This window comes from Stenotrophomonas sp. 85239_Sma (assembly GCF_056481725.1).
Map to the genome: position 1 here is coordinate 632,595 of NZ_CM151163.1, position 21,381 is coordinate 653,975.

General features: G+C 67.6%; 14 protein-coding genes. 12 read left to right on the plus strand and 2 right to left on the minus strand.

Annotated features, from left to right (window positions below; translation table 11 throughout):
• The first annotated feature begins 9 nt into the window (after positions 1-9).
• The 4 genes from gspD to pncB all read left to right on the plus strand — a co-directional run bounded on the left by gspD (position 10) and on the right by pncB (position 5,819).
• Positions 10-2,211 (plus strand): type II secretion system secretin GspD, encoded by a 2,202-nt coding sequence (gene gspD / locus ACYKG1_RS02850; RefSeq protein ID WP_478471801.1) that lies wholly within the window; start codon positions 10-12, stop codon positions 2,209-2,211.
• A gap of 632 nt (positions 2,212-2,843) precedes the next feature.
• Positions 2,844-3,695 (plus strand): glycosyltransferase family 2 protein, encoded by an 852-nt coding sequence (locus ACYKG1_RS02855; RefSeq protein ID WP_478471803.1) that lies wholly within the window; start codon positions 2,844-2,846, stop codon positions 3,693-3,695.
• Positions 3,692-4,531 carry a glycosyltransferase family 2 protein gene (locus ACYKG1_RS02860; RefSeq protein ID WP_478471804.1) on the plus strand — a complete coding sequence of 280 codons (840 nt, stop codon included), beginning with the start codon at positions 3,692-3,694 and terminating at the stop codon, positions 4,529-4,531. Before ACYKG1_RS02855 ends, ACYKG1_RS02860 begins: the two co-directional genes overlap by 4 nt.
• 109 nt (positions 4,532-4,640) lie before the next feature.
• Positions 4,641-5,819: a nicotinate phosphoribosyltransferase gene (pncB, locus tag ACYKG1_RS02865; protein ID WP_100471249.1), complete on the plus strand. Its 1,179-nt coding sequence runs from the start codon at positions 4,641-4,643 to the stop codon at positions 5,817-5,819.
• A gap of 9 nt (positions 5,820-5,828) precedes the next feature.
• Here pncB and ACYKG1_RS02870 read toward each other — a convergent pair whose 3' ends face one another.
• The gene (locus ACYKG1_RS02870) at positions 5,829-6,194 is read right to left on the minus strand and encodes a hypothetical protein (protein WP_087921496.1); all 366 of its coding nucleotides are present in this window, start codon (positions 6,192-6,194) and stop codon (positions 5,829-5,831) included.
• Positions 6,195-6,653: 459 nt separating this feature from the next.
• Here ACYKG1_RS02870 and ACYKG1_RS02875 point away from each other — a divergent pair, with 459 nt between their 5' ends.
• The 8 genes from ACYKG1_RS02875 (at position 6,654) to ACYKG1_RS02910 (ending at position 20,327) form a co-directional block, all read left to right on the plus strand.
• Positions 6,654-7,193, plus strand: a complete 540-nt coding sequence (locus tag ACYKG1_RS02875; protein ID WP_100471250.1) for a fimbrial protein — start codon at positions 6,654-6,656, stop codon at positions 7,191-7,193.
• 85 nt (positions 7,194-7,278) lie between these two features.
• Positions 7,279-8,007 carry a fimbrial biogenesis chaperone gene (locus ACYKG1_RS02880; protein ID WP_100471251.1) on the plus strand — a complete coding sequence of 243 codons (729 nt, stop codon included), beginning with the start codon at positions 7,279-7,281 and terminating at the stop codon, positions 8,005-8,007.
• A 92-nt stretch (positions 8,008-8,099) separates the two neighbouring features.
• Positions 8,100-10,664 (plus strand): fimbria/pilus outer membrane usher protein, encoded by a 2,565-nt coding sequence (locus ACYKG1_RS02885; RefSeq protein WP_315973581.1) that lies wholly within the window; start codon positions 8,100-8,102, stop codon positions 10,662-10,664.
• Complete coding sequence (locus tag ACYKG1_RS02890; protein WP_262083092.1) at positions 10,655-11,692, plus strand: fimbrial protein; 1,038 nt, start codon at positions 10,655-10,657, stop codon at positions 11,690-11,692. The genes ACYKG1_RS02885 and ACYKG1_RS02890 overlap by 10 nt, the downstream gene beginning before the upstream one ends.
• 267 nt (positions 11,693-11,959) lie before the next feature.
• A complete protein-coding gene (gene wecB / locus ACYKG1_RS02895) occupies positions 11,960-13,144 on the plus strand; it encodes a non-hydrolyzing UDP-N-acetylglucosamine 2-epimerase (protein ID WP_262226145.1) in 1,185 nt (394 codons plus the stop codon).
• Positions 13,141-15,342, plus strand: a complete 2,202-nt coding sequence (locus ACYKG1_RS02900; RefSeq protein WP_478471806.1) for a hypothetical protein — start codon at positions 13,141-13,143, stop codon at positions 15,340-15,342. The genes wecB and ACYKG1_RS02900 overlap by 4 nt, the downstream gene beginning before the upstream one ends.
• Before the next feature lie 6 nt (positions 15,343-15,348).
• Positions 15,349-17,496: a glycosyl transferase family protein gene (locus tag ACYKG1_RS02905; RefSeq protein WP_478471807.1), complete on the plus strand. Its 2,148-nt coding sequence runs from the start codon at positions 15,349-15,351 to the stop codon at positions 17,494-17,496.
• Positions 17,493-20,327 carry an NfrA family protein gene (locus ACYKG1_RS02910; protein ID WP_478471808.1) on the plus strand — a complete coding sequence of 945 codons (2,835 nt, stop codon included), beginning with the start codon at positions 17,493-17,495 and terminating at the stop codon, positions 20,325-20,327. Before ACYKG1_RS02905 ends, ACYKG1_RS02910 begins: the two co-directional genes overlap by 4 nt.
• On the opposite strand, the gene ACYKG1_RS02915 is transcribed toward ACYKG1_RS02910, so the two are convergent.
• Positions 20,321-21,325: a DUF4434 domain-containing protein gene (locus tag ACYKG1_RS02915; RefSeq protein ID WP_478471809.1), complete on the minus strand. Its 1,005-nt coding sequence runs from the start codon at positions 21,323-21,325 to the stop codon at positions 20,321-20,323. The two genes, ACYKG1_RS02910 and ACYKG1_RS02915, sit on opposite strands and share 7 nt — an antisense overlap.
• Between the last annotated feature and the right edge of the window lie 56 nt (positions 21,326-21,381).

Below are 21,381 nucleotides of genomic sequence, written 5' to 3' on the forward strand. Positions count from 1 at the left end.
AGTGAATGCATGAGCCTGCGTTTTCTTCCCTGGTCCTTTGCCCTCGCGCTGCTGGTCGGCTGCAGTACGGTGTCCGCGCCGCACGTGCAGCGCAACGGCAACCTGTCGCCCAGCGCCGACGCCGGCCAGGCGGCCGACGTCGCTGCCGATGCCGCCCGTGAAAGCCAAGGGGCACCGCAGGCGGTGATCCGCCGTGGCACCGGCACGATGATCAACCGCCAGGCCGCGCGCGCGCCGGCACCGGCGCTGCACGGCGCCAGCACCGGCGAGGCGACCTTCAACTTCGAAGGCGAATCGCTGCATGCGGTGGTCAAGGCCATCCTCGGCGACATGCTCGGCCAGAACTACGTGATCGCACCGGGCGTGCAGGGCACGGTCACCCTGGCCACGCCCAAGCCGGTATCGCCGGCGCAGGCACTGAACCTGCTGGAGATGGTGCTGGGCTGGAACAACGCGCGCATGGTCTACAGCGGTGGGCGCTACAACATCGTCGCCGCCGACCAGGCGCTGGCCGGCACGGTCGCACCGAGCACGGCACCGGCGGCCAGTGCACGCGGTTTCGAAGTCCGCGTGGTGCCGCTGCAGTTCATCTCCGCCACCGAGATGAAGAAGGTGCTGGAGCCGTACGCGCGCCCCAACGCCATCGTCAACGTGGACAGCGGCCGCAACGTGATCACCCTTGGCGGTACCCGCGCCGAGCTGGAGAACTACCTGCGCACCGTCGAGATCTTCGACGTCGACTGGTTGTCGGGCATGTCGGTGGGCGTGTTCCCGATCCAGTCGGGCAAGGCCGAGCAGGTGGCGGCCGACCTGGAAAAGGTGTTCGGCGAAGAGAGCAAGACGCCCAGTGCCGGCATGTTCCGTTTCCTGCCGCTGGAGAATGCCAACGCCGTGTTGGTGATCACGCCGCAGGTGCGCTACCTGGACCAGATCCAGCAGTGGCTGGATCGCATCGACACCGCCGGCGGCAGCGCCCGCCTGTTCTCCTACGAGCTGCGCTACATCAAGGCACGCGACCTGGCCGAGCGCCTCAGCGAGGCCTTCGCCAGCAGTGGCAACCGCGGCGGCTCCAGCCCTGCATCGCTGGCACCGGGCGCCATCCCGTCGCAGCTGGGCGGTGACGGCGACCGTGGCATGGACAACACCAGCAGCAACCTGGGCTCGACGCTGGGCGGAAGCGGTGGCAGTGGCGGCAGCAATGGCAGCCTGAACCTGCCGCAGCGCCAGCCCGGCAACGTCAGTGTCAGCCTGGAAGTGGAGGGCGACCGCGTCGGCGTGTCGGCGGTGGAGGAAACCAACACCCTGCTGGTGCGTTCGACCCCGCAGGCCTGGCGCTCGATCCGCGAGGTGATCGAGAAGCTGGATGTGATGCCGCTGCAGGTGCATATCGAGGCACAGGTGGCCGAGGTCTCGCTGGATGGCGACCTGAAGTACGGCGTGAACTGGTTCTTTGACAATGCCGTGGCCGGGCGTGCCCTGACGGGCGCATTGGGCGGCGTGACCCTGCCGGCGGCAGCGGGTGGCTCGTGGAGCAGCTTCGCCGGTGCCGCAACGGGCGGCGAAGGCTTGGGCTGGGCATTCACCGGCCACAATGGCGCGGCGGTGGTAAGTGCGCTGGACAAGGTCACGGATGTACGCCTGCTGCAGACGCCTTCGGTGTTCGTGCGCAACAACGCCGAGGCCACGCTCAACGTGGGCGACAAGGTGCCGATCAACACCACCACGGTGAACACCGGCGTGGGCACCAGCACCTACAGCTCGGTGCAGTACATCGACACCGGCGTGATCCTGAAGGTGCGCCCGCGCGTGACCCGCGATGGCACGGTGTTCCTGGATATCGTGCAGGAAGTGAGCAGCGCCTCGAACGTGCCCGACAACTGCAATCCGACCGAGCGCAACTGCAACCCGCGAATTTCCACAAAGAAGCTGTCGACCGAAGCGGCGGTGCAGAGCGGCGACACCATCATGCTGGCTGGCCTGATCACGGATTCGGGCACCGATGGCAGCAGCGGCATTCCCGGCCTGAGCCGTATCCCGGTGGTTGGCGCGCTGTTCGGGCAGAAGAGCCGCTCCAGCCGCCGTTCGGAGGTGATCGTGCTGCTGACCCCGAGCATCGTGCGCAACAGCCTGGAATCGCGCAACCTGACCGACGAGTACAGCAAGCGCTTCCGCGCGATGGAGCCGCTGAACCAGCCGCGCGCGAAGAAGTAGGCGGTTACGGCCGGGCTGCGCCCGGCACCCGCAGAGGCCGAAGCTGGAGCAACAGCAACAGCAACAGCAACAGCAACAGCAACAGCAACAGCAACAGCAGGTTTCTGCGGGATGGCGGGGCGGTGTCGGATTGCGGGGACGCCGTAAACCCCCCTCCGGGGTCCGGCCCAGCCGCTGGCGGCTGTGCGTTCGGGCGCTTGCGAAGCAGTGCTTCGCAAGCAAAGCGCCCTCACCCATGGGGGCTCGATGGCGCCATCCATGGCGCCAACGGTCCTGCCACCCCACACCGCCCCGCCTCTGACAGATTCCTGCGGCTGTGGGTAGGTGTCGACCTTGCTCGACACATCTGTCAGATAGCGATATACAAAAATGGGGTCAGATCCGTTTTCCTCTGGAAAACGGATCTGACCCCAGCCTTTGCCGGCGGATCGCAGAATTCTGTCGAAGGCGCGACCGAGCCTACAGGGACGTATTTACGGCGTCCCCCGCAACCGGACCCACCCCGCCAACCCCAAGAAGCCCGCCTTTGCTTCGGCTGTTGCTGTTGCCTTGGCCTGAAGCAGGTGCCGGGTGCAACCCGGCCGATACCCTCCCGGTGCTACGCTGTGGCCACCGACAACCACGGAGGCGGGATGGGGGCGATCGTGTTGTTGCCGCTGTGCGTGGACGATGCCGCGCTCGACCGCTGCCTGGCCGCACTGGATGCCGGCACGGCGCCAGGGACCGCGGTCTGGTTGGCCGATGATGCGCAGACCGGGCCGCGCGCGCAGGCAGTGGTGGAACACTGGTTGGCGCATACGCCGCTGCAGGCCGAGTACACCCGGCGCGCGCGGCCATTGGGCGAAGTTGCCCACCTGGACGAGATGCTGCGCGCCTGTGATGGCCTGGACGTGGCGGTGCTGGCGCCGGACAGCGTGCCCTCACCCGGCTGGTTGCAGCAGTTGCAGGACGCCTTCGCACGCGATGCCGCCATCGCCACCGCAACCCCATGGTGCAACGCCGGCGAGACCGCAGCGTGGCCACGGCTGGGCGAGATCAATCCCGAACCCAATGACCCGGCCCTGCTGGCGCAGACCTGCGCCACGCTGCCGACGCTGCACCCGGAACTGCCATCGGCGGTCACTCACGCGGTACTGGTGCGTGGCAACGCGCGCCGTCGTGCCGGTGGCCTGGACGTGGAGAGTTACGCGGGCTGGAACGCGGCACTGGTCGACCTCAGCCTGCGCATGGCCGGCCTGGGGTGGCGCAACGTGTTGTGCGAAACCGCCTTTGTCAGCCGGACAGGGGAGGCCGTCAGCCGCGATGGCGACCTGGAGGCCCTGGCGGCGCGCTGGCCGGCCTGGGTACCGCGGCTGGCCGACTTCCTGATGCGCGATCCACTGCACGGGTTGCGGGCTGATCTGCAGCAGCGCATGCGGCAGGCGATAATGCCGCGGGAACAGGGTGACCTGTTCGTTCAGTCCGCGCCGGAGCCACCCGTTTGAATGTTGCCATTGCCGCCATCGTCGTTACCTACCAGAGTGGCAGCACCATTGATGCCTGCCTTTCGCGCCTGCGCCAGGCGCAGGATGTGGCCGAGATCCGGGTGATCGACAATGGTTCGCTGGATGGCACCCTGGACATCGTGCAGCGGCATGCCAGCCACGATCCGCGCGTGCGCTTCGTCGGCAACCCGGACAATCCCGGCTTCGCCGCCGCCAACAACCAGGGCGTGGCCGACTCGCACAGCCCCTGGCTGGCCTTCATCAACCCGGACCTGATGGTCGAGCCGGACACGCTGGCCGAACTGCGCTCCCGCGCCGAAGCGCTGGGCGACTGCCTGCTGGGCGTCGAACAGGTGGACGAGCATGGCCATGCCGACGAGGCGGTGCGCCGCCGCGACCCGGATTTCCTGATGATGCTGCGTTCGCCCGGCAAGGGCTCCAGGCTTGCGGTTCCGCGTGCGCCGCACCAGGCGCTGCAGCGGGTACCTGCGTTGTCTGGCGCACTGCTGATGATGCCGCGCGCGCTGTTCGACCGCATCGGTGGCTGGGACGCGGGCTATCGCCTGCACGCCGAGGACCTGGACCTGTGCCGCCGCGCACGCGAGGCCGGCGCGGTGGTGGCGATCGCCAACGACCTGCAGGTCACCCATGTGCGGGGTGTCTCCAGCCGCTCGCGGCCGTTCTTCGTGGAATGGCACAAGCACAGGGGGCTGTGGCGCTACTTCCAGAAGTTCGAGGCCGGGCAGCGTCCGCTGCCGGTGCGCGTGGCGGTATGGGGCGCGATCTGGGCACATGCACTGCTGCTGGTGCCGCGCCTGCTGCGCAGGTCGTTGTAGCGCCGCAGGAGCATCCACGCATGGCGTGGATCTACCCATGTTGTTCCCCGTGAGCCGAGCGTGGCTCGCAGGCACCCCGGTTCACCCTGCCGGGCGCATAATCCGCCCCATGCCTATCATCCAGTCCCTGCTCGACACCGACCTGTACAAGTTCACCATGATGCAGGCGGTGCTCCACCAGCACCCCGGCGCCCAGGTGCAGTACCGTTTCAAGTGCCGCACGCCCGGTATCGACCTGGCAAGCTGCATCGACCAGATCGATGAAGAAATCGACCACCTGTGCAGCCTGCGTTTCAGCGACGCGGAGCTGGACTACATGCGTGGCCTGCGCTTCGTGAAGCCGGATTTCGCCGATTTCCTCGGCCTGTTCCACCTCGACCGCAAGTACATCCAGTTGCGCGCATCGAAGGCCGTGCCCGGTGAGATCGAACTGGACATCACCGGCCCGTGGCTGCACACCATTCTGTTCGAAGTGCCGTTGCTGGCGATCATCAATGAAGTCTGGTTCCGCAACACCACCACGGCCGACTTCGCCGAAGGCGAACGCCGCCTGCAGGCCAAGGCCGCGCTGCTGCGCGATACCCCCGGCTTCGAGCAGTGCCGCATTGCCGACTACGGCAGCCGCCGCCGCTACTCGCGGGACTGGCATGCGCGGCTGCTGCCGCTGCTGCGCGATGCGCTCGGCCCGCAGCTGGTCGGTACCAGCAATGTGCACTTCGCCCGCCTGTACGGCATGACCCCGCACGGCACCATGGCCCATGAGTACCTGCAGGCCTTCCAGGCCCTCGGCCCGCGCCTGCGCGATTCGCAGGTGGCGGCACTGGAATCGTGGGCGCGGGAATATCGCGGCGATCTGGGCATCGCGCTGTCCGACGTGGTCGGCCTGGATGCATTCCTGCGCGACTTCGACATGTACTTCTGCAAGCTGTTCGACGGCGTGCGCCATGATTCCGGCGATCCGTTCGACTGGGGTGACCGCATGCTGGCGCATTTCCAGCAGCGCCGGGTCGATCCGCGCAGCAAGGTGCTGGTGTTCAGCGATGGGCTCGACATCGCCAAAGTGATGCGCCTGTACGACTACTTCCGCGGTCGCTGCCAGGTCGCCTTCGGCGTCGGCACCCACCTGACCAATGATCTGGGCCCGACGCCGCTCAACATCGTCATCAAGATGGTCCGCTGCAATGGCCAGCCGGTGGCCAAGCTCAGCGATTCGCCGGGCAAGAGCATGTGCGACGACCCGGGTTACCTGGCCTACCTGCGCCAGGTCTTCGAGCTGCCGCCGGCGTAAAGCGCCGGCTTACAGGTAGTCGACGACCACCAGGTAAGCGCCCTGCAGCGGTTGCTGCTTCGAAGCCTGCACGCTGTAGCGCTCGGAGAAGGCGATATCGCCGGCGCGCATCGCGCTGGCCGACACCGACAGCTTCTGGCCCTGGCGCTTGCCATCGCGCAGCGTCGCGGCCTGGCCATCGGCCAGCGCCGTCACGGCCACCGTCGAACCCTTGGCCGACGGCGGGCAGGCCGCCAGGCTCAGCTCACCCTGGGACAGGTTCGTCGTGCAGCCCGGCTCGGCGATGCGGCCGCTGAAACGAATGTTGCCGCTGCTGGCCTGGGCCAGCGCGCTGACGGACATCAGGGCCACGCACAGCAGAATGGAATTCCTCATGACACGTTCTCTGGTTCGGTGTGTCCTAGTTAGCGACAGGTTCGATCCGCCTTTAATAGGACAAATCCGAATCTGCTAGGGCCATCACCAAGAAAGAGTGATGCGCATCAAATAAGGTGATTTCCACCTGAAAAAGGCCGGTTTCCGCGCCTGTCGAACACGCCGCTCAACGTGTCATCCACGGTCGTCTGTGGCCCGGCCGTCCCACCGTCAAATCCTCCACGCGCTTCTGGCGCCCATTCCGCCTACCACGTCACATTTAAGGCGTCAATGAATTGGCGTTCAGAAAAATAATGAGACTTTCATCACAGTTATGCCTATACTTGCGTCACGGATTCAGGGGTAGGTATGTCCGAGTCCGGCCACAGGTGAGACGCAAGGATGGGTCTTGATAGCCCGGCAGTGCTCCTTGCTTCCTCCTCTACTTCTCATCTCTTCAGTAGGGTTAGGTAAAAGCGAATGCACAAGATCAATATCATCGCCGCTCTGATGCTGGCCGCCGCTCCGCTGGCCGCCAACGCCGCCGACGGCACCATCACCTTCAACGGCAAGGTGACCGACAAGACCTGCACCATCTCGACCCCGGGCGGCAAGGACTTCGCCGTCAACCTGCCGACCGTGTCCAAGAACACCCTGGCCGCCGCCGGTAACGTTGCGGGCCGTACCCCGTTCGCCATCAACCTGACCAAGTGCAGCGCCGGCAACGTCGCCACCTACTTCGAGCCGGGTTCGACCGTTGACTTCAACACCGGCCGCCTGCTGAACCAGGCCTCGGCCAACGCTGCCACCAACGTGCAGCTGCAGCTGCTGGGTTCGAACAACCAGGTCCTGCCGATCAAGGCTGCTGGCGCTGGCCAGGCCCAGACCAACTCGCAGTGGGTCACCGTTGGCACCGACGGCTCGGCCGATCTGAACTACTACGCTGAGTACTACGCCACTGCCGCCGCCACCCCGGGCGACGTCACCAGCAGCGTGAAGTACACGATCATCTACAACTGATCGCAGTCGTACCCGCACTGGCCGGCGTACGCGCCGGCCAGTGCATCGCGGCCCCTGGCCACATACCTCGAGCGTAGTACTTCCGATGAAAGCATTCTTTCCCCGGGCGCTGCTGCTGGCAGCGTTCACGCTGCCCTTCTGCCAGAACGCTCTGGCTGGCGTGGTGGTCAATGGCACGCGAGTGATCTACCCGGCGCAGGCGCGCGAAGTCACCGTGCAGGTCGACAACGTGGGCGATTCGCCGGCGCTGGTCCAAGCCTGGATCGACAGCGGCGACGCCAACCAGACCGCCGATACCAGCGATGCCCCGTTCGTGCTGACGCCGCCGATCGCGCGTGTCGAGCCGGGCCGCAGCCAGGCGCTGCGTCTGATCTTCTCCGGCGCGCAGCTGCCGACCGACCGTGAGTCGGTGTTCTGGCTCAACGTGCTGGACGTTCCGCCGTCGCCGGACAACGCCGACAGCGGCGAACAGAATTACCTGCAGGTCGCGTTTCGTTCGCGCCTGAAGCTTTTCTACCGGCCGCAGGGCCTGAAGGGCGTCGCCAACGACGCACCGGCAGCGCTGCGCTGGACCCGCACCGGCGACCGCCTGCGGGTGGAAAACCCGAGCCCCTTCCACGTCACGCTGGCCGAAGTGCATGCCGTGGCCGGCAGCAGTGAAAAGACCGTCGAGGACAAGGGCGCCATGGTCGCGCCGAAGCAGAGCCTGGAGTTCACCGCACCGGCGGGCTCCGACCAGGTGCGCTTCATCACCATCAACGATTACGGCGGTCGGGTGGAGCACAAGGTCCGCCTCGGCAGTACCGGGGGCTGAACGCGCCGCGCCGGCCACGGGCCTGCGCATCCCGCCACCGCCGCCGTGCGGCGAATTGAAGGAATGTCAGTGTGATCGGAAACAGATTGACATTGTCGATCCATCAGGCGCTTTGCCTGTTGGTTGCTGGCGTAGCCTGCCCAGGATGGGCGCTGGCTGCCCCGGCCAATCTCGGCGAACAGGCGCTGATGGCGCAGAGTGGTGCGGCCAACGCGCGTGCACCGGAATCGGCCCAGTTCAACTCCAGCTTCCTGTCCGGCCAGGCCAAGCAGGTCGACCTGGCAGCCTTCAGCAACGGCAACCCGATGGTGGCCGGCACCTACCGCGTCGACGTCTACGTCAACGGGGCCTGGCAGGGCCGCCGCGACCTGCAGTTCAAGGCCGATGCGCAGGGCCGCGTCGATGCCTGCCTGCCGCTGCCGATGCTGGAAGAAATGGGCGTGGACAGCGAGGCCGTGCTGCTGCAGCAGGACCCGTCGGTGCCCACCGACAAGACCAGCTGCGTGCCGGTCCAGCAGCGCATGGCCAATGCCTACGGTGTCTATGACAGCGGCAACCTGCGCTACGACCTCAGCATCCCGCAGGTATTCCTGCGCCGTGAGGCACGTGGTTACGTCAATCCGGCGCTGTGGGACCGTGGCATCAATGCCGGCTTCGTCGGCTACAGCTTCAATGCCATCGACAGTGACAGCCGTGTCGAAGGTGGCCAGCGCAACCGCAGCGCCTACCTCGGCCTCAACGCCGGCATGAACCTGGGTGGCTGGCAGTTCCGCCACGATTCGAACCTGACCTGGTCCGAGGGTGATGGCCGCCATTGGCAGAGCATCGCCACCTATGCGCAGCGCGGCATCCCGCAGGTGCGCGGCATGCTCACCATCGGTGAGGCCTACACCACCGGTGAACTGTTCGACTCGATCGGTTACCGCGGTGCCAGCCTGGCCAGCGACGACCGCATGCTGCCCGATTCTCTGCGCGGTTACGCGCCGGTCGTGCGCGGCATCGCCGAGACCAACGCACGCATCGAAGTGCGCCAGAACGAGCAGCTGATCTACTCCTCCACCGTGTCGCCGGGCAGCTTCGTCATCGACGACCTGTACCCGACCGGCTACGGCGGCGACCTGGAAGTGAGCGTGATCGAGGCCGATGGCCGCCGCCGCGAATTCAAGGTGCCGTTCGGTTCGGTGCCGCAGATGCTGCGCGAAGGCGTGTCGCGTTACTCGCTGACCGCCGGCCAGGTGCGCAACAAGCTGCTGGCCGATGAGCCGTGGCTGGTGCAGGGCACCTACCAGCGCGGTATCGGCAACCAGCTGACCCTGTACGGTGGCAGCGCCCTGAGCGACGGCTACCTGTCGCTGCTGTACGGCGTCGGCCTGTCCACGCCGGTCGGCGCGTTCGCCGCCGACGTCACCCACGCACGCACCACGTTCGACCACTACGGCAACCACACCGGTGCCAGCGTGCGCTTGAGCTACAGCAACATGATCGGCGAGACCGGGACCAACCTGACCCTGGCCGCCTACCGCTACTCGACCGAAGGCTTCTACAGCCTGCAGGACGCCCTGTATGGGCGCGATTCGGACAAGCGCGGCATCGACCCGACCACCCGTGGCCGCCAGCGCAGCCAGTTCCAGGTAACCCTGAACCAGCCGCTGGGCCGTCGTGGCGGCGCGCTGTACGTGACCGGTTCGGTGCGCGACTTCTACGACCGCTCCGGCACCTCCAAGCAGTACCAGGTGGGCTACAACAACGCCTGGCGCTCGGTGAACTACGGCTTTTCCGCGCTGCGCACCGAAGAAGGCGTGCTCGGCCGTTCCGACACCCAGTACCTGCTGTCGATGAGCGTGCCGCTGGGCCGTGGCACCCACCCGGTGTCGTTCAGCGCCGATCTCGGCGTGCGCGAGCGCGGTGGCTACGACAACAGCCGCGTCGGCGTCACCGGTTCGGCCGGCATCGACAACAACTTCAGCTACGGCGTGGCGCTGTCCGACTCCCGCGAAGGTGGCACCACCGCAGTGGGCAGCGCGGAATACCGCAGCCGCTACAGCGCGTTGAACGCGACCTACAGCCACTCGCGCGACTTCCGCCAGGCGTCGGTCGGTGCCAACGGCAGTGTGGTCGTGCATCCGGGCGGCTTCACCTTCACCCCGCAGCGTGGCGACACCATGGTGCTGGTGGAAGCGCCGGGCGCGCGCGATGCGATCGTCAGCAATGCCCCGGGCCTGCGCGTCGATGGCCGCGGCTACGCGGTCGTCCCGTACGTGTCGCCGTACCGCCTCAACACCGTCACCCTCGACCCGCAGGGCATGGCCCATGACGTCGAGCTGGAAAGCACCAGCCAGTCGATCGCGCCGTTCGCCGGTGCCATCAGCTACCTGCGCTTCGATACCCGCAAGGGCAACGCGCTGCTGATCCAGGTGCGCAACACCGATGGCCGCACGATGCCGTTCGGTGCGCAGGTCAAGGACGAGCAGGGCCAGCCGGTGGGCATGGTCAGCCAGGGTGGCCGCCTGTACGTGCGCAGTGAGAAGAACCAGGGCCAGTTGCAGGTCGAGTGGGGCGCAGGTGCCGACCAGCGCTGCACCATTGATTACCAGGTACCGGCGGGCGCCGATGCGTCCAAGACCGGCTTCATCCCGCTGGAGGCAGCATGCCGATGATTTCTTCCCGTGGCCGCAAGGCACTGGCCGCGTTGGCCCTGCTGGGTGGCGTGCTGCTGGCGCAGCAGGCCAGTGCGGCCTGCCGCATCCAGATCAACGGTTTCGTTGCGCAGGACGTGCAGATGGACATGGGTCAGATCGTGATCCTGCCCAGCACGCCCGTTGGCGGCGTGATCAAGGAAATCAGCGTGCCGATCAACCAGCAGAACAGCGTTGCCCGCTGTGACTACTGGTACGGTGGCAGCTCGACCGGCGAGTATGTCAACGCGCCGCAGAAGCGACCGGTGGCCGGCTTTGCCAACGTCTATGAGACCGGCGTGGCCGGCGTGGGCATCCGCCTGTTCCGCGACTCCGGCGCGATCCAGACGTACTACCCGCATTCCATCAATTTCGCGGCCAACTCCACCATCTCGCTGATCGGCGGCCAGTTCCGCATCCAGCTGATCAAGACCGCCGCGCAGACCGGTTCGGGCGTGATCGCGCCGAACGGTCGCTTCACCACGTATTACTTTGATGGTGATGGCCCCAGCCGCCCGGTGCTGACTTCCACGTTCAGGGGCTCGGGCACCACCGTGGTCAGCCCGACCTGCGAAGTGCAGGCCGGCAGCCGCAACATCGCGGTTGATTTCGGCAGCGTGCCCAACACCACCTTCACCGGTGTCGGTTCCAAGGCCGTCGATCGTGATTTCGAGATCCGCCTGAACTGCCAGGGAAGCAATGTCGCGCAGTATCAGAGCAAGATCGGCATCCGCCTCGACGCCGATCAGGACAGCTCGAACATGCCCGGCGTGCTGAAGCTCAGCGCGGCCACCAACAGCGCCACCCGCATCGGCATCCAGATGGTCCAGCGCGATGGCAGCACCGAGCGCGAAGTGCGCTTCGGCCAGACCGTCAACGTCGGTACCACCACGCCGGGTACCAGCACCATGACCCTGCCATTGCGTGCCCGTTACGTGCAGACCCAGGCCGGCACGGTCGGTGCGGGTGTCGCGAACGGCCAAGCCACCTTCACCATCCAGTACGAGTAAGCCGGCCACAGGCCGGCGCCACCGCTGCGTTCCACCGCAACGTCACCTGTTCCGCAGGTGGCGTTGACTGCGTCTTGATCTTCCAACGATGAAGATCAGTGCCACGACGCACGTACACTCACATGGATGTGATGTATGTCGCGAATTTGGAGTTTCCTCATGAGGTGACCGTCTCCTGCCTGCGGGCATTGGACGGGAATGCCGAAAGGATCCAGACGTGGCTACAGCTACCTGCATCCCCCCGCACCATCCTTCGGGAGCGCTGCGGTGAAGGTCCTGTCGGTGTTCGGCACGCGGCCGGAAGCCATCAAGATGGGACCGCTGGTGCGGGCCCTGGCGGGGGCTGCGGACATTGAATCGGTGGTCTGCATCACCGGCCAGCACCGGGCGATGCTCGACCAGGTGATGTCGCTGTTCGGGATCACTGCCGACCACGACCTCGATGTCATGGTGCCCAACCAGACCCTCAATGGCCTGTGTTCCAAGCTGTTCGAACGGCTTGACGCGCTCTACACGCAGGTCCGTCCGGACCGGGTACTGGTGCATGGCGACACCACCACGGCGATGACTGCCGCGCTGGCCGCATTCCATCACCGCATTCCGATCGGTCACGTCGAGGCTGGCCTGCGCACCGGCGACATCCACCGGCCGTGGCCGGAGGAAATGAACCGGCGGGTGATCGATGTGATTGGCCACCAGCTGTACGCGCCTACGCCCAGCTCGCGCGCAAACCTGGCCGGTGAGCACCTGGGCGGGCAGATCCTGGTCACCGGCAACACCGTCATCGATGCCCTGCAGCAGACCGTAGAACGCCTGGATGCCGATCCGGCACTGCGCGCGCAGGCCGACCAACCCTTCCACATGCTCGACCCCGCACGCCGCCTGCTGGTGGTCACCGGCCACCGCCGCGAAAGCTTCGGCCAGGGCTTCGAGGACATCTGCCGTGCGCTGGCCGAGCTGGCCCGGCGGCCGGACCTGCAGGTGCTGTACCCGGTGCACCTCAACCCGAACGTGCAGGGACCGGTCAACGCCCACCTTGGCAACCTGGACAACGTGCACCTGGTGCCACCGCAGGATTACCTGCGCTTCGTGCGCCTGATGCAGCGCGCCGACGTCATCCTCACCGACTCCGGTGGCGTGCAGGAAGAAGCGCCCGCACTGGCCAAACCGGTGCTGGTGATGCGCGATGTCACCGAGCGGCCGGAGGCGGTCGAAGCCGGTGTGGTGACACTGGTCGGTACCACGCCCTCCCGCATCGTCGATGCGGTCAACGCGGTATTGGCACAACCCCCGCAGCCGGCCCGCTTCGACCCCGATGCCAGCCCCTACGGCGACGGCCGTGCCAGCGCACGCATCGTTGCCGCCCTGCGCGGCGCGCCGCTTCCCGAATTCTCGCCCGGTCTCCGTCGCGGCGGTGCCGCCCTCCCTCATCCCCGTGAAGTGACGCCATGACCCAGCCCGGCCGCTCTCCCCTGTTTGCTTCCGCTGCTGCGTTCGTCCTGTCGGGCGTGGTCGGCAGTGCCCATGCCGCCGACAGCGTCGCCGGCCAGTTCACCGAATGGAGCGGCGACAGCACGGTGAACCGGCAGATGACCCTGCGCGAACTCGGTTTCCGCCAACCACTCGTGCTGAGCGGGCAGGAGAGCCAGCGCGAGGTCTACCTGCCGGTGCCGGCCGGCGTCGCCACCCGCGATGCGCAGCTGCAGCTGGATGGGCGCTATGTGCGTGGCCACGCCGGGCGGACCTCGGGCCTGTGGTCGGTCGATGGCGATCCGATCGCGGCGCGCTCGATCACCGACGCGCAGGGCGATGCCAGCCAGCTGCTGGCCATCGATGGCGAACCCCGCCAGAACGGCTTCGTGCGGGTCGGCGTCGGCTGGTGGTCGATCGTGTCCGACTACCAGTGTGCCGACCAGAGTGCACCGGCCAACGTGCTGCGGCTGTCGCCGGACTCGCGTTTCAGCTACCGCTTCGACGGCCGCGCCGTGGATACCGTGGCCAAGGCGTGGGGCGCGCTGCCACCGCAGGTGCGGCTGCTGGTGGATGGCAAAGCGCTGCAGGCGCCAACCTATGATGCCGCCTGGCGCATCGGTACCGCGTTGCAGGCCGGCGGAAAGCAGGTGCAGGTGGTGGCGCTGCCCAAGGTCGGTGACAGCGTCGACCTGGCCGGCATCAGCATCCCGGCCAGCCTGCAGGGCGTGCCGGCCTACGCCGCGCTGGCCACGGGCGAGCGCGCGCATGCGATCAAGGACCTGGCCGAAGTTGGCGCACTGCTGTCGCTGCGTGACAGTGGGCCGCTGGCGGCCGATGTGATGATCGGCAGCGATGCGCTGCGGGCCGGCGTAAGCGCGGCACTGGACGCGCTGGCCGTACAGGTCGGCGCTGCTGGTACCGATGCGGGCACTGCCTTCGCTGCGTGGCGCGGTACCGACATGGCTGGGCTGGAAAAGCCCGCTGCCAACGCCTCGGTCAGCGTGGTCGCCGTTGCCGGCCGTCCGACGCTGGTGGTCGACCCGGCAGCGGCAGGCAAGGTCGCCGGGCTGTTCGCCGAACAGTGGCGCAGCTACGCGCTGGGCCGCAGCCTGCAGGTCAGCCAAGCGGGCACGCCGAAACTGGACGGCGACCAGGTGCTGTTGAGCCGGCTCGGCAACATCGCCGGCACGATGGACGTGGTGACCCGCGCCGATCGCAGCGCCAGCTTCGACCTCGGCGCGCTGTCGGCCGATGGGCGCCTGCCCGAGGAAGTGGTGATCGATGTCTCGGCGGCGCCCAACGCAGCCGGGCAGGGCGCGGTGGCGACCCTCTACTTCAATGATTACCTGCTGGGTGGCAAGGTGCTGACGGCCAATGGCCAGCCGCAACGGCTGGTGGCCAAGGTGCCGGCCTACGCGCTCTCGGCGCGCAACGAGATCCGCGTCAGCTTCCTGCGCCAGCCGGCGCGGCCCTATTGTCACGACCCGGCCACCGGCTATCCGGTCTCGATCCTGCCCAGCAGCCACCTGACCCTGGCCAAGCGTTCGCTGGGCAGTGACTTCGTTGGTGCCAGCAGCCAGCTGTCGCGCGGCAACCAGGTGTTCGTGCCCGGCACCTGGCTGCAGGATGCGCCGGCCTCGCTGCGTAAGGTCATCGCCGTGGCCAGTGCCGTGGGCGCGTCACCGGAGGCGTCGGAACTGAAGGTGGTCGATGCCGGTGCCGCGGTCAGCCCGGGCGCGCCATGGCTGGCGTTCGGCGTGGCGCCCTCCGGTGTTGATGTGGCCGGCCTGAAGGATGGCCGCCTGCTGATCGGCGGCACGCCGCAGCCGCTACTGGATGTCAGCGGGCTGGATCGTGCTGCCGTGGTGCAGGTGGGGTCGTCCGGCGGCCAGCTGGGCGTGCTCTACAGCGACCTCGGTGCGCAGGCACCGTCGTTCGGTGCGCCGTTCCGGCTGCTACGCGGTGATCTCGCCGTGCTCGACGGCGGTGATGCCGTGCGCGAATTCGACCGCCAGGATCCGTATGGCACGCGTATCGCGCAGGACGGCAATCCGCAATCGAAGTGGGAACGGCACATGGTCTGGTTGCTGCTGCTGGTCGGCGTGATCGTGTTCGCGCTGCTGGCCGCCCGCGTTACCCAGGTGCGCCGCCGCAAGTCCGCCAACACAGGGCACTGATCCACCGTGGACGGTCTGTTCTGGAACATCCAGCTGGCCAACTACTACGCCGCCCTGGAAACCACGGCAGCGGCGGTGGCCGTGCTGATCCTCATCTCCAGCCTCGATGACCTGTTCATCGATGCCTGGTACTGGGTGCGCGAGAGCTGGCGCGCGCTCACCATCAAGCGCCGCGATGCGTACCGGCCGCTGACCCAGGAAGACCTGCTGCAGCGGCCACAACAGCCGCTGGCGATCATGGTGCCGGCGTGGATGGAGTACGACGTCATCGCGCAGATGGTGGAGAACATGATCAACGTGCTCGACTACCGCGAGTACGTCGTGTTCGTCGGCACCTATCCCAACGACCCGCAGACCATCGACGAAGTCGAGCGCATGCGCCGCCGCTACAAGCGCCTGCGCCGCGTGGAAGTGCCCCACGACGGGCCGACCAGCAAGGCCGACTGCCTGAACTGGCTGATCCTGGCCATCTTCGACTACGAGAAGCGGCACGACATCGAGTTCGCCGGGGTGATCCTGCACGACAGCGAGGACGTGCTGCACCCGATGGAACTGCGCTTCTACAACTACCTGCTGCCGCGCAAGGACATGATCCAGCTGCCGGTCACCTCGCTGGACCGCGAGTGGTACGAGCTGGTGGCCGGTGTCTACATGGACGAATTCGCCGAATGGCATGCCAAGGATCTGGTGGTGCGTGAAAGTGTTTCCGGCATGGTGCCGTCGGCGGGCGTCGGCACCTGCTTCTCGCGGCGCGCGCTGCTGGCACTGAGCGCGCAGACCGACAACCAGCCCTTCAACACCGACAGCCTCACCGAGGACTACGACGTCGGTGCGCGGCTGGCGGCGATGGGCATGCAGTCGATCTTCGCGCGCTTCCCGGTGCAGTTCCGCGTGCGTCGGCCGTCATGGTTCGGCTGGGGGCCGGTACGCGAGCGCACCCAGCAGATGGCGCTGTGCGTGCGCGAATACTTCCCCGACAACTTCCGCGCCTCGTACCGGCAGAAGGCGCGCTGGGTGCTGGGCATCGGCCTGCAGAGCTGGGAGTCGCTGGGCTGGCGCGGCTCGCTGGCGACCAAGTACCTGCTGGCGCGCGACCGCAAGGGCATCATCACCTCGTTCGTCAGCATCATCGCCTACCTCATCTTCCTGCAGCTGCTGCTGTTCTGGGTGCTGAAGATGACCGGGGTATGGACGATGCAGTTCCCCAGCGTGTTCCAGGCCGGTACCTGGCAGATGAACGTCGCCCTGCTGACCACGGCGGCGCTGGCGACCCGGGTCGTGCAGCGCTTCTACTTCGTCAACCGGCTGTACGGCTGGGAGCATGCGTTGATGTCGATTCCGCGCATGGTGGTCGGCAACATGATCAATTTCATGGCCACCGCACGCGCGTGGAAGGTGTTCCTGGCCTACCTGCTGTTCGGCAAGCGCATGGTCTGGGACAAGACCATGCACGACTTCCCGGACGCCGCGCAGCTGGTGCAGACCCGCAAGCAGCTGGGCGAGCTGTTGGCCACCTGGCAGGCGGTGGAACCGGAGCGGCTGCAGCAGGCGCTGGACCAGCAGCATGCCGGCCGTCAGCAGCCGCTGGGCCGCATCCTGCTCACCCAGGGCTGGCTGGATGATGAAACGCTGGCCGAGGCCATCGCCTTCCAGGGCGACCTGCAGCGCGCGGTGATCGATGTGGACTACCTGCGCGCCGGCCAGTTCCCGGTCAGCGCCGATGCCTGCGTGCAATGGCGCATGCTGCCGCTGCCACCGCACCAGCAAGGCACCCTGCGGCTGGCCGTGGCCAGCCCATTGCCCGAAGAGGCGTTGGCACTGCTGAAGCAGGAAACCCGCAGCGCCCACATTGAACAGAGCATCGCCCGCGAAAGCGAGATCAACGCCGGCTTGCGCCTGATCGGCGGTGACCGGCACTGGCAGCTGGACAACGTGCCGTTGCTGGGCGACCTGCTGGTGGAGATGCGCCTGATCGACCACGCGCGCTTCGAGATTGCACTGGACGACTACAAGCCGCAGCGCGATGGACGCATCGGCGATTACCTGGTCAAGCAGGGCATTGCCACCGAAGACGCCGTGGCCCAGGCCATGCAGGAGCAGCGCCGGCGTGCGGCCACGCTGCAGTCGCCGCCTCCCGGAGCCGTGCCGGCATGAAGACCACGCTGCTGTCCACCGTCATTGCCGTGGCACTGGCCAGCGCTGCCGCGCCGGTGCTGGCACAAGCCGATGCCGCACTGCCGCTGTCCGGTGCGGCCTACCGCATCGCCGAGCAGGCGTTTGCCGCCTATGAGCGCGGTGACTACCGCGCGGCTTACCAGCAGTCCAGCGAAGCGATCCGGTTGCGCCCGGACGTGGTGCGGCTGCGCCTGCTGCAGATCTATGCGCTGCAGAAGCTCGGTCGTAGCGCAGAAGCGCAGCAGCAGGCGCGGCGCGCGCTGGATGCGGGGTTGAAGGATCCGGCGTTGCCGGCGCTGGCGGCTGCCACCGCTGCACGTAGCACCTCCACGGACCGTACCGGCGCGCGTGCTGCATCGCCATCGCGCCCCGCCGGCAGCGCCGCGGACCGTAGCCGGCAGCAGGCCTACGCGCTGGCCACCGAGGCATACGCGGCCTATGACGCCGGGCGGATGGGAGAGGCGGCCGGCAAGGCCGAACAGGCCTTCCGGCAGCAGCCGACACAGGGTGCCTGGGCACTGCTGTGGGTGGCCGCGCTGGAGGCACAGCAGCAGCCCGAACAGGCCGACGCCGCCATTGCCACCGCGCTGCAGCTGGGCGCGCCGAATGCCGAGGCGCTGCGTGCCCGGCGCGTGGCGCTGGATCGACAGCGCGCGCTGCTGCAGGCCCAGCAGGCGTATCGGTCGCTGTCCACGCAGGATGATGCCGCGGCCGTTGCGCAGGCACATGCCGCTGTCGAGCTGGCGCCGGAGGTGGCCACGTACCGGTTGCTGCTGATTACCGCGCAGCTGCAACAGGGGCAGCTGGCCGACGCCGAGCGCAGTGCCGACCAGGCGCTGCAGGCCGACGGCCAGGATCTCGATGCACGGGTGATGCGCGGCTACCTGCGCCAGCGCCAGGGCAATACCGCGCTCGCCAATGAGGACTTCGACACCGCACTCGCTGCGCCGGGGTCAACAACGCAGCAGCGCAACGTGCGCCTGCTGGCGGTGGATGCGGCGCTGGCCAGCGCCGACCGCACGCGCGCCGCGGCGCTGCTGGCACCGCTGCAGTCGGCATTGCCAACGGATGCGGGTGATGCACGCACGCAGCAGCTGCTGCTGCAGGGCATCGAGCAGCGCGCCCGGGCGATCCGCTCAAGTCGCGCGCTGCCCCCCATCAGCGCGCAGACCTACCCGGCACCGGTCCAGCACTGCCAGCCTGCTGACAGCGGCAACCGCTGCGAGCTGATGCCGGCCGACCTGCAGGGCGATGGCGGTGCCGCGCAGCGTGCCTATGCTGCCTACGCGCGCCAGGACTACGCCGAGGCCATCAGTGAGGCGCGGCAGGCCGTGCAGCTCGCACCGGACGACGCGAAGCTGCAGGGCCTGCTGACCACCACGCTGGCGTCGGGCAACCGCGCCCAGCAGGACGAAGCACGGCAGCGCCTGGATGCGGCGCTGGCACAGCGCCCTGACGATGCGGAGGCGCTGATGCAGCGCGGCTACCTCAACCAGAAGGCGCACGAACCGGCGCAGGCACTGGCTGACTTCCGCGCCGCCGAGGCCACCGGCAGGGCACCGAAGAGCGTGGTGCTGGACCAGGCATATGCGAGTGCAGCCCACGGTGATCACCCACAGGCGGTGTCACTGCTGCGTAGCGCCATCGACCGCGCAGACGCCGGTGAGCTGCCGCTGGATGGGCACCAGCGCTTCAGCGTGCGCAATGCCATCGCCAACTATTCGCGCGAGTGGGGCGTGATCGCCTCGGCCGGCTTCCGTGGAGCACGCCAGGCGGCGACCAATGTCGGCGGGGCGGCGATCAGCACGCCGGGTGATTCGGTATTCAGCACGCTGGAGGCGTTCTGGCGGCCACCAGCCTTCAATGACCAGCATGGCACGCTGGAGCTCTACGCACGCCTGCTCAATACGCTGTACGACGAAGGCGGCACCTACGAATCGATCCGTGCGGTGGATCCGTGCACCGGCGAATCAACGCCGGATGCGCGTGCACGCGCCGAGCGCCTCAGTCACTCGCGCTCGACCACCGGCTGGCCGTCCACCATCGCCTCGTTCGGCCTGCGCTACGCGTTTGGCCAGACCGGTTTGAGCGCCGGCATCGAGCGCCGCCAGTTCCTGGGCAGCGCCACCCGCACGGGCGATGTCTATCCCGCATCGGCGGCCGTGCAGTGCCGCCTGCAGCTGGCCCGGCATCCACCACTGGAAGCCAGCACGCTGGCCCGCTACCGCCTGGCCAGCGGTTCCGGCGGGTGGATGTCCTACCTGACCTACGGCTATTACCACGGCACCGATCTGCGTACCGATGTGAACCAGTGGTGGATGGTCAGCGGCTACGCGCAGGGCGGCTACACCTGGGACGACAACGGCGCCCACTTCACCCTCGATGCGCTCGATGCCAATGGCACGCCGGTACGGCGGATCGGCGATGCCAACGGGCGGCTGCATCGCGAGCAGTGGTTCGCTGCCGGTGAACTGCGCGCGGGCCGCAGCTTCCGTTTCGGCGCCGGGCAGACCCACTGGGTGGTCACGCCGTATGTGGTGGTGGGAGCGGACTGGCTGGACCAGCGCTCGCGCGTGCGCGACATCCGCTACCCGCTGTTCCCGGCGCAGTCGTTCGCGCTCAACGATACGCAGCGCAGCTGGTCACTTGGCGCCGGCCCTGGCGTGGGCGTGCGCTACTGGTTCCGCGAGGACCACTACAACACGCCGCGCTCCTACCTGGACCTGACCGTGCAGTACCGCTTCGCGATCGGCGGTGGTGATACGCAGCGCGCCAAGGGGTTGTTCGCCACCGCCATCCTCTACTACTGAGGCAAGCCCCAGCGTCGCCGAAGCGCCGCGGCCTGCGGCGTGTCCTGGGTCAGCCACGGCTCCAGCGCATAGACCAGCACGTGCTGGGCGCCGCTGCCGCGTGCCCATGCCAACTGCCGCTGGATGCGTGCGGCATCGGCGGTTTCGCCCTTGAATCCGCTGCCATCGGCCGGGCCGCCGGGCAGTTCGCGGAACAGCTCGACGATCGCATCGAAGCCGATGCCTTGCGCGTGGAAATGATCGAGCAGCGGTTGCAGCTGCTGCACGTTGCCGGCGCCGGCCACCCCCACGCCGTCCTGCACCATTGGCCGCAGCGCGGTCTGTGCCAACACCGCCTGCCACAGCGTGACCAGGTTGCCGTCGGTCTGCAGGCGGCTGAAGTAGCAGGAAATCGCGCAGTCGCCGCCGCGTGCGCTGGCGGCCTGCACCAGGCCGTGCAGCCACTGCGCCAGCCATTGCTGGCGGGCCGGATCGGCCCAGTGGTACTGCTCCAGTTCGTAGGGCAGGTACCAGCCCCCGAAGGCCGGCTGCTGCGCCCAGAGCGCCTGTGCCAACCACTGGCGTGCGTGCGCCAGGCTTTCGGCCAGGAAGGCCTGCAGCGTGGCGTCGTCTGCGCCGATAGCCTGCCACCAGCGTTGCTGGAAGGGCAGGCCGACGCGGATGCGGATGTCGTTCTCGCTGGCGGCGGTGAACAGTTGCTGCAGGCTGCTGTCCGGCAGTGACCAGTCGCCGTCGCTGCCACCGAGGATGCCCGTCCATTGCAGCACCAGCTGCCGGCAGCCCAGCGTATGGGCCAGCTTCAACGAGCGCTGCCAGTCGGCCTGGCCCCACTGCAGGTGGCTACGCCAGGGCTGCAGGAAGGTGCCATCCACCTGCACCGGCAGCGAACAGCCGGGCAGGCTGGCGAGCGCACCGGCGACCGGAGCCAGCACTGCCGCGCGCAGCAGCCGCCGGCGCAACGGCGAAGACGGATCTGCGGGAAGGACAGGCGGAACCATGCCTGCATCATCCCAGAGCACCGTGCGTGGCAGGTGAACCCGAGCGCGTAGTACCG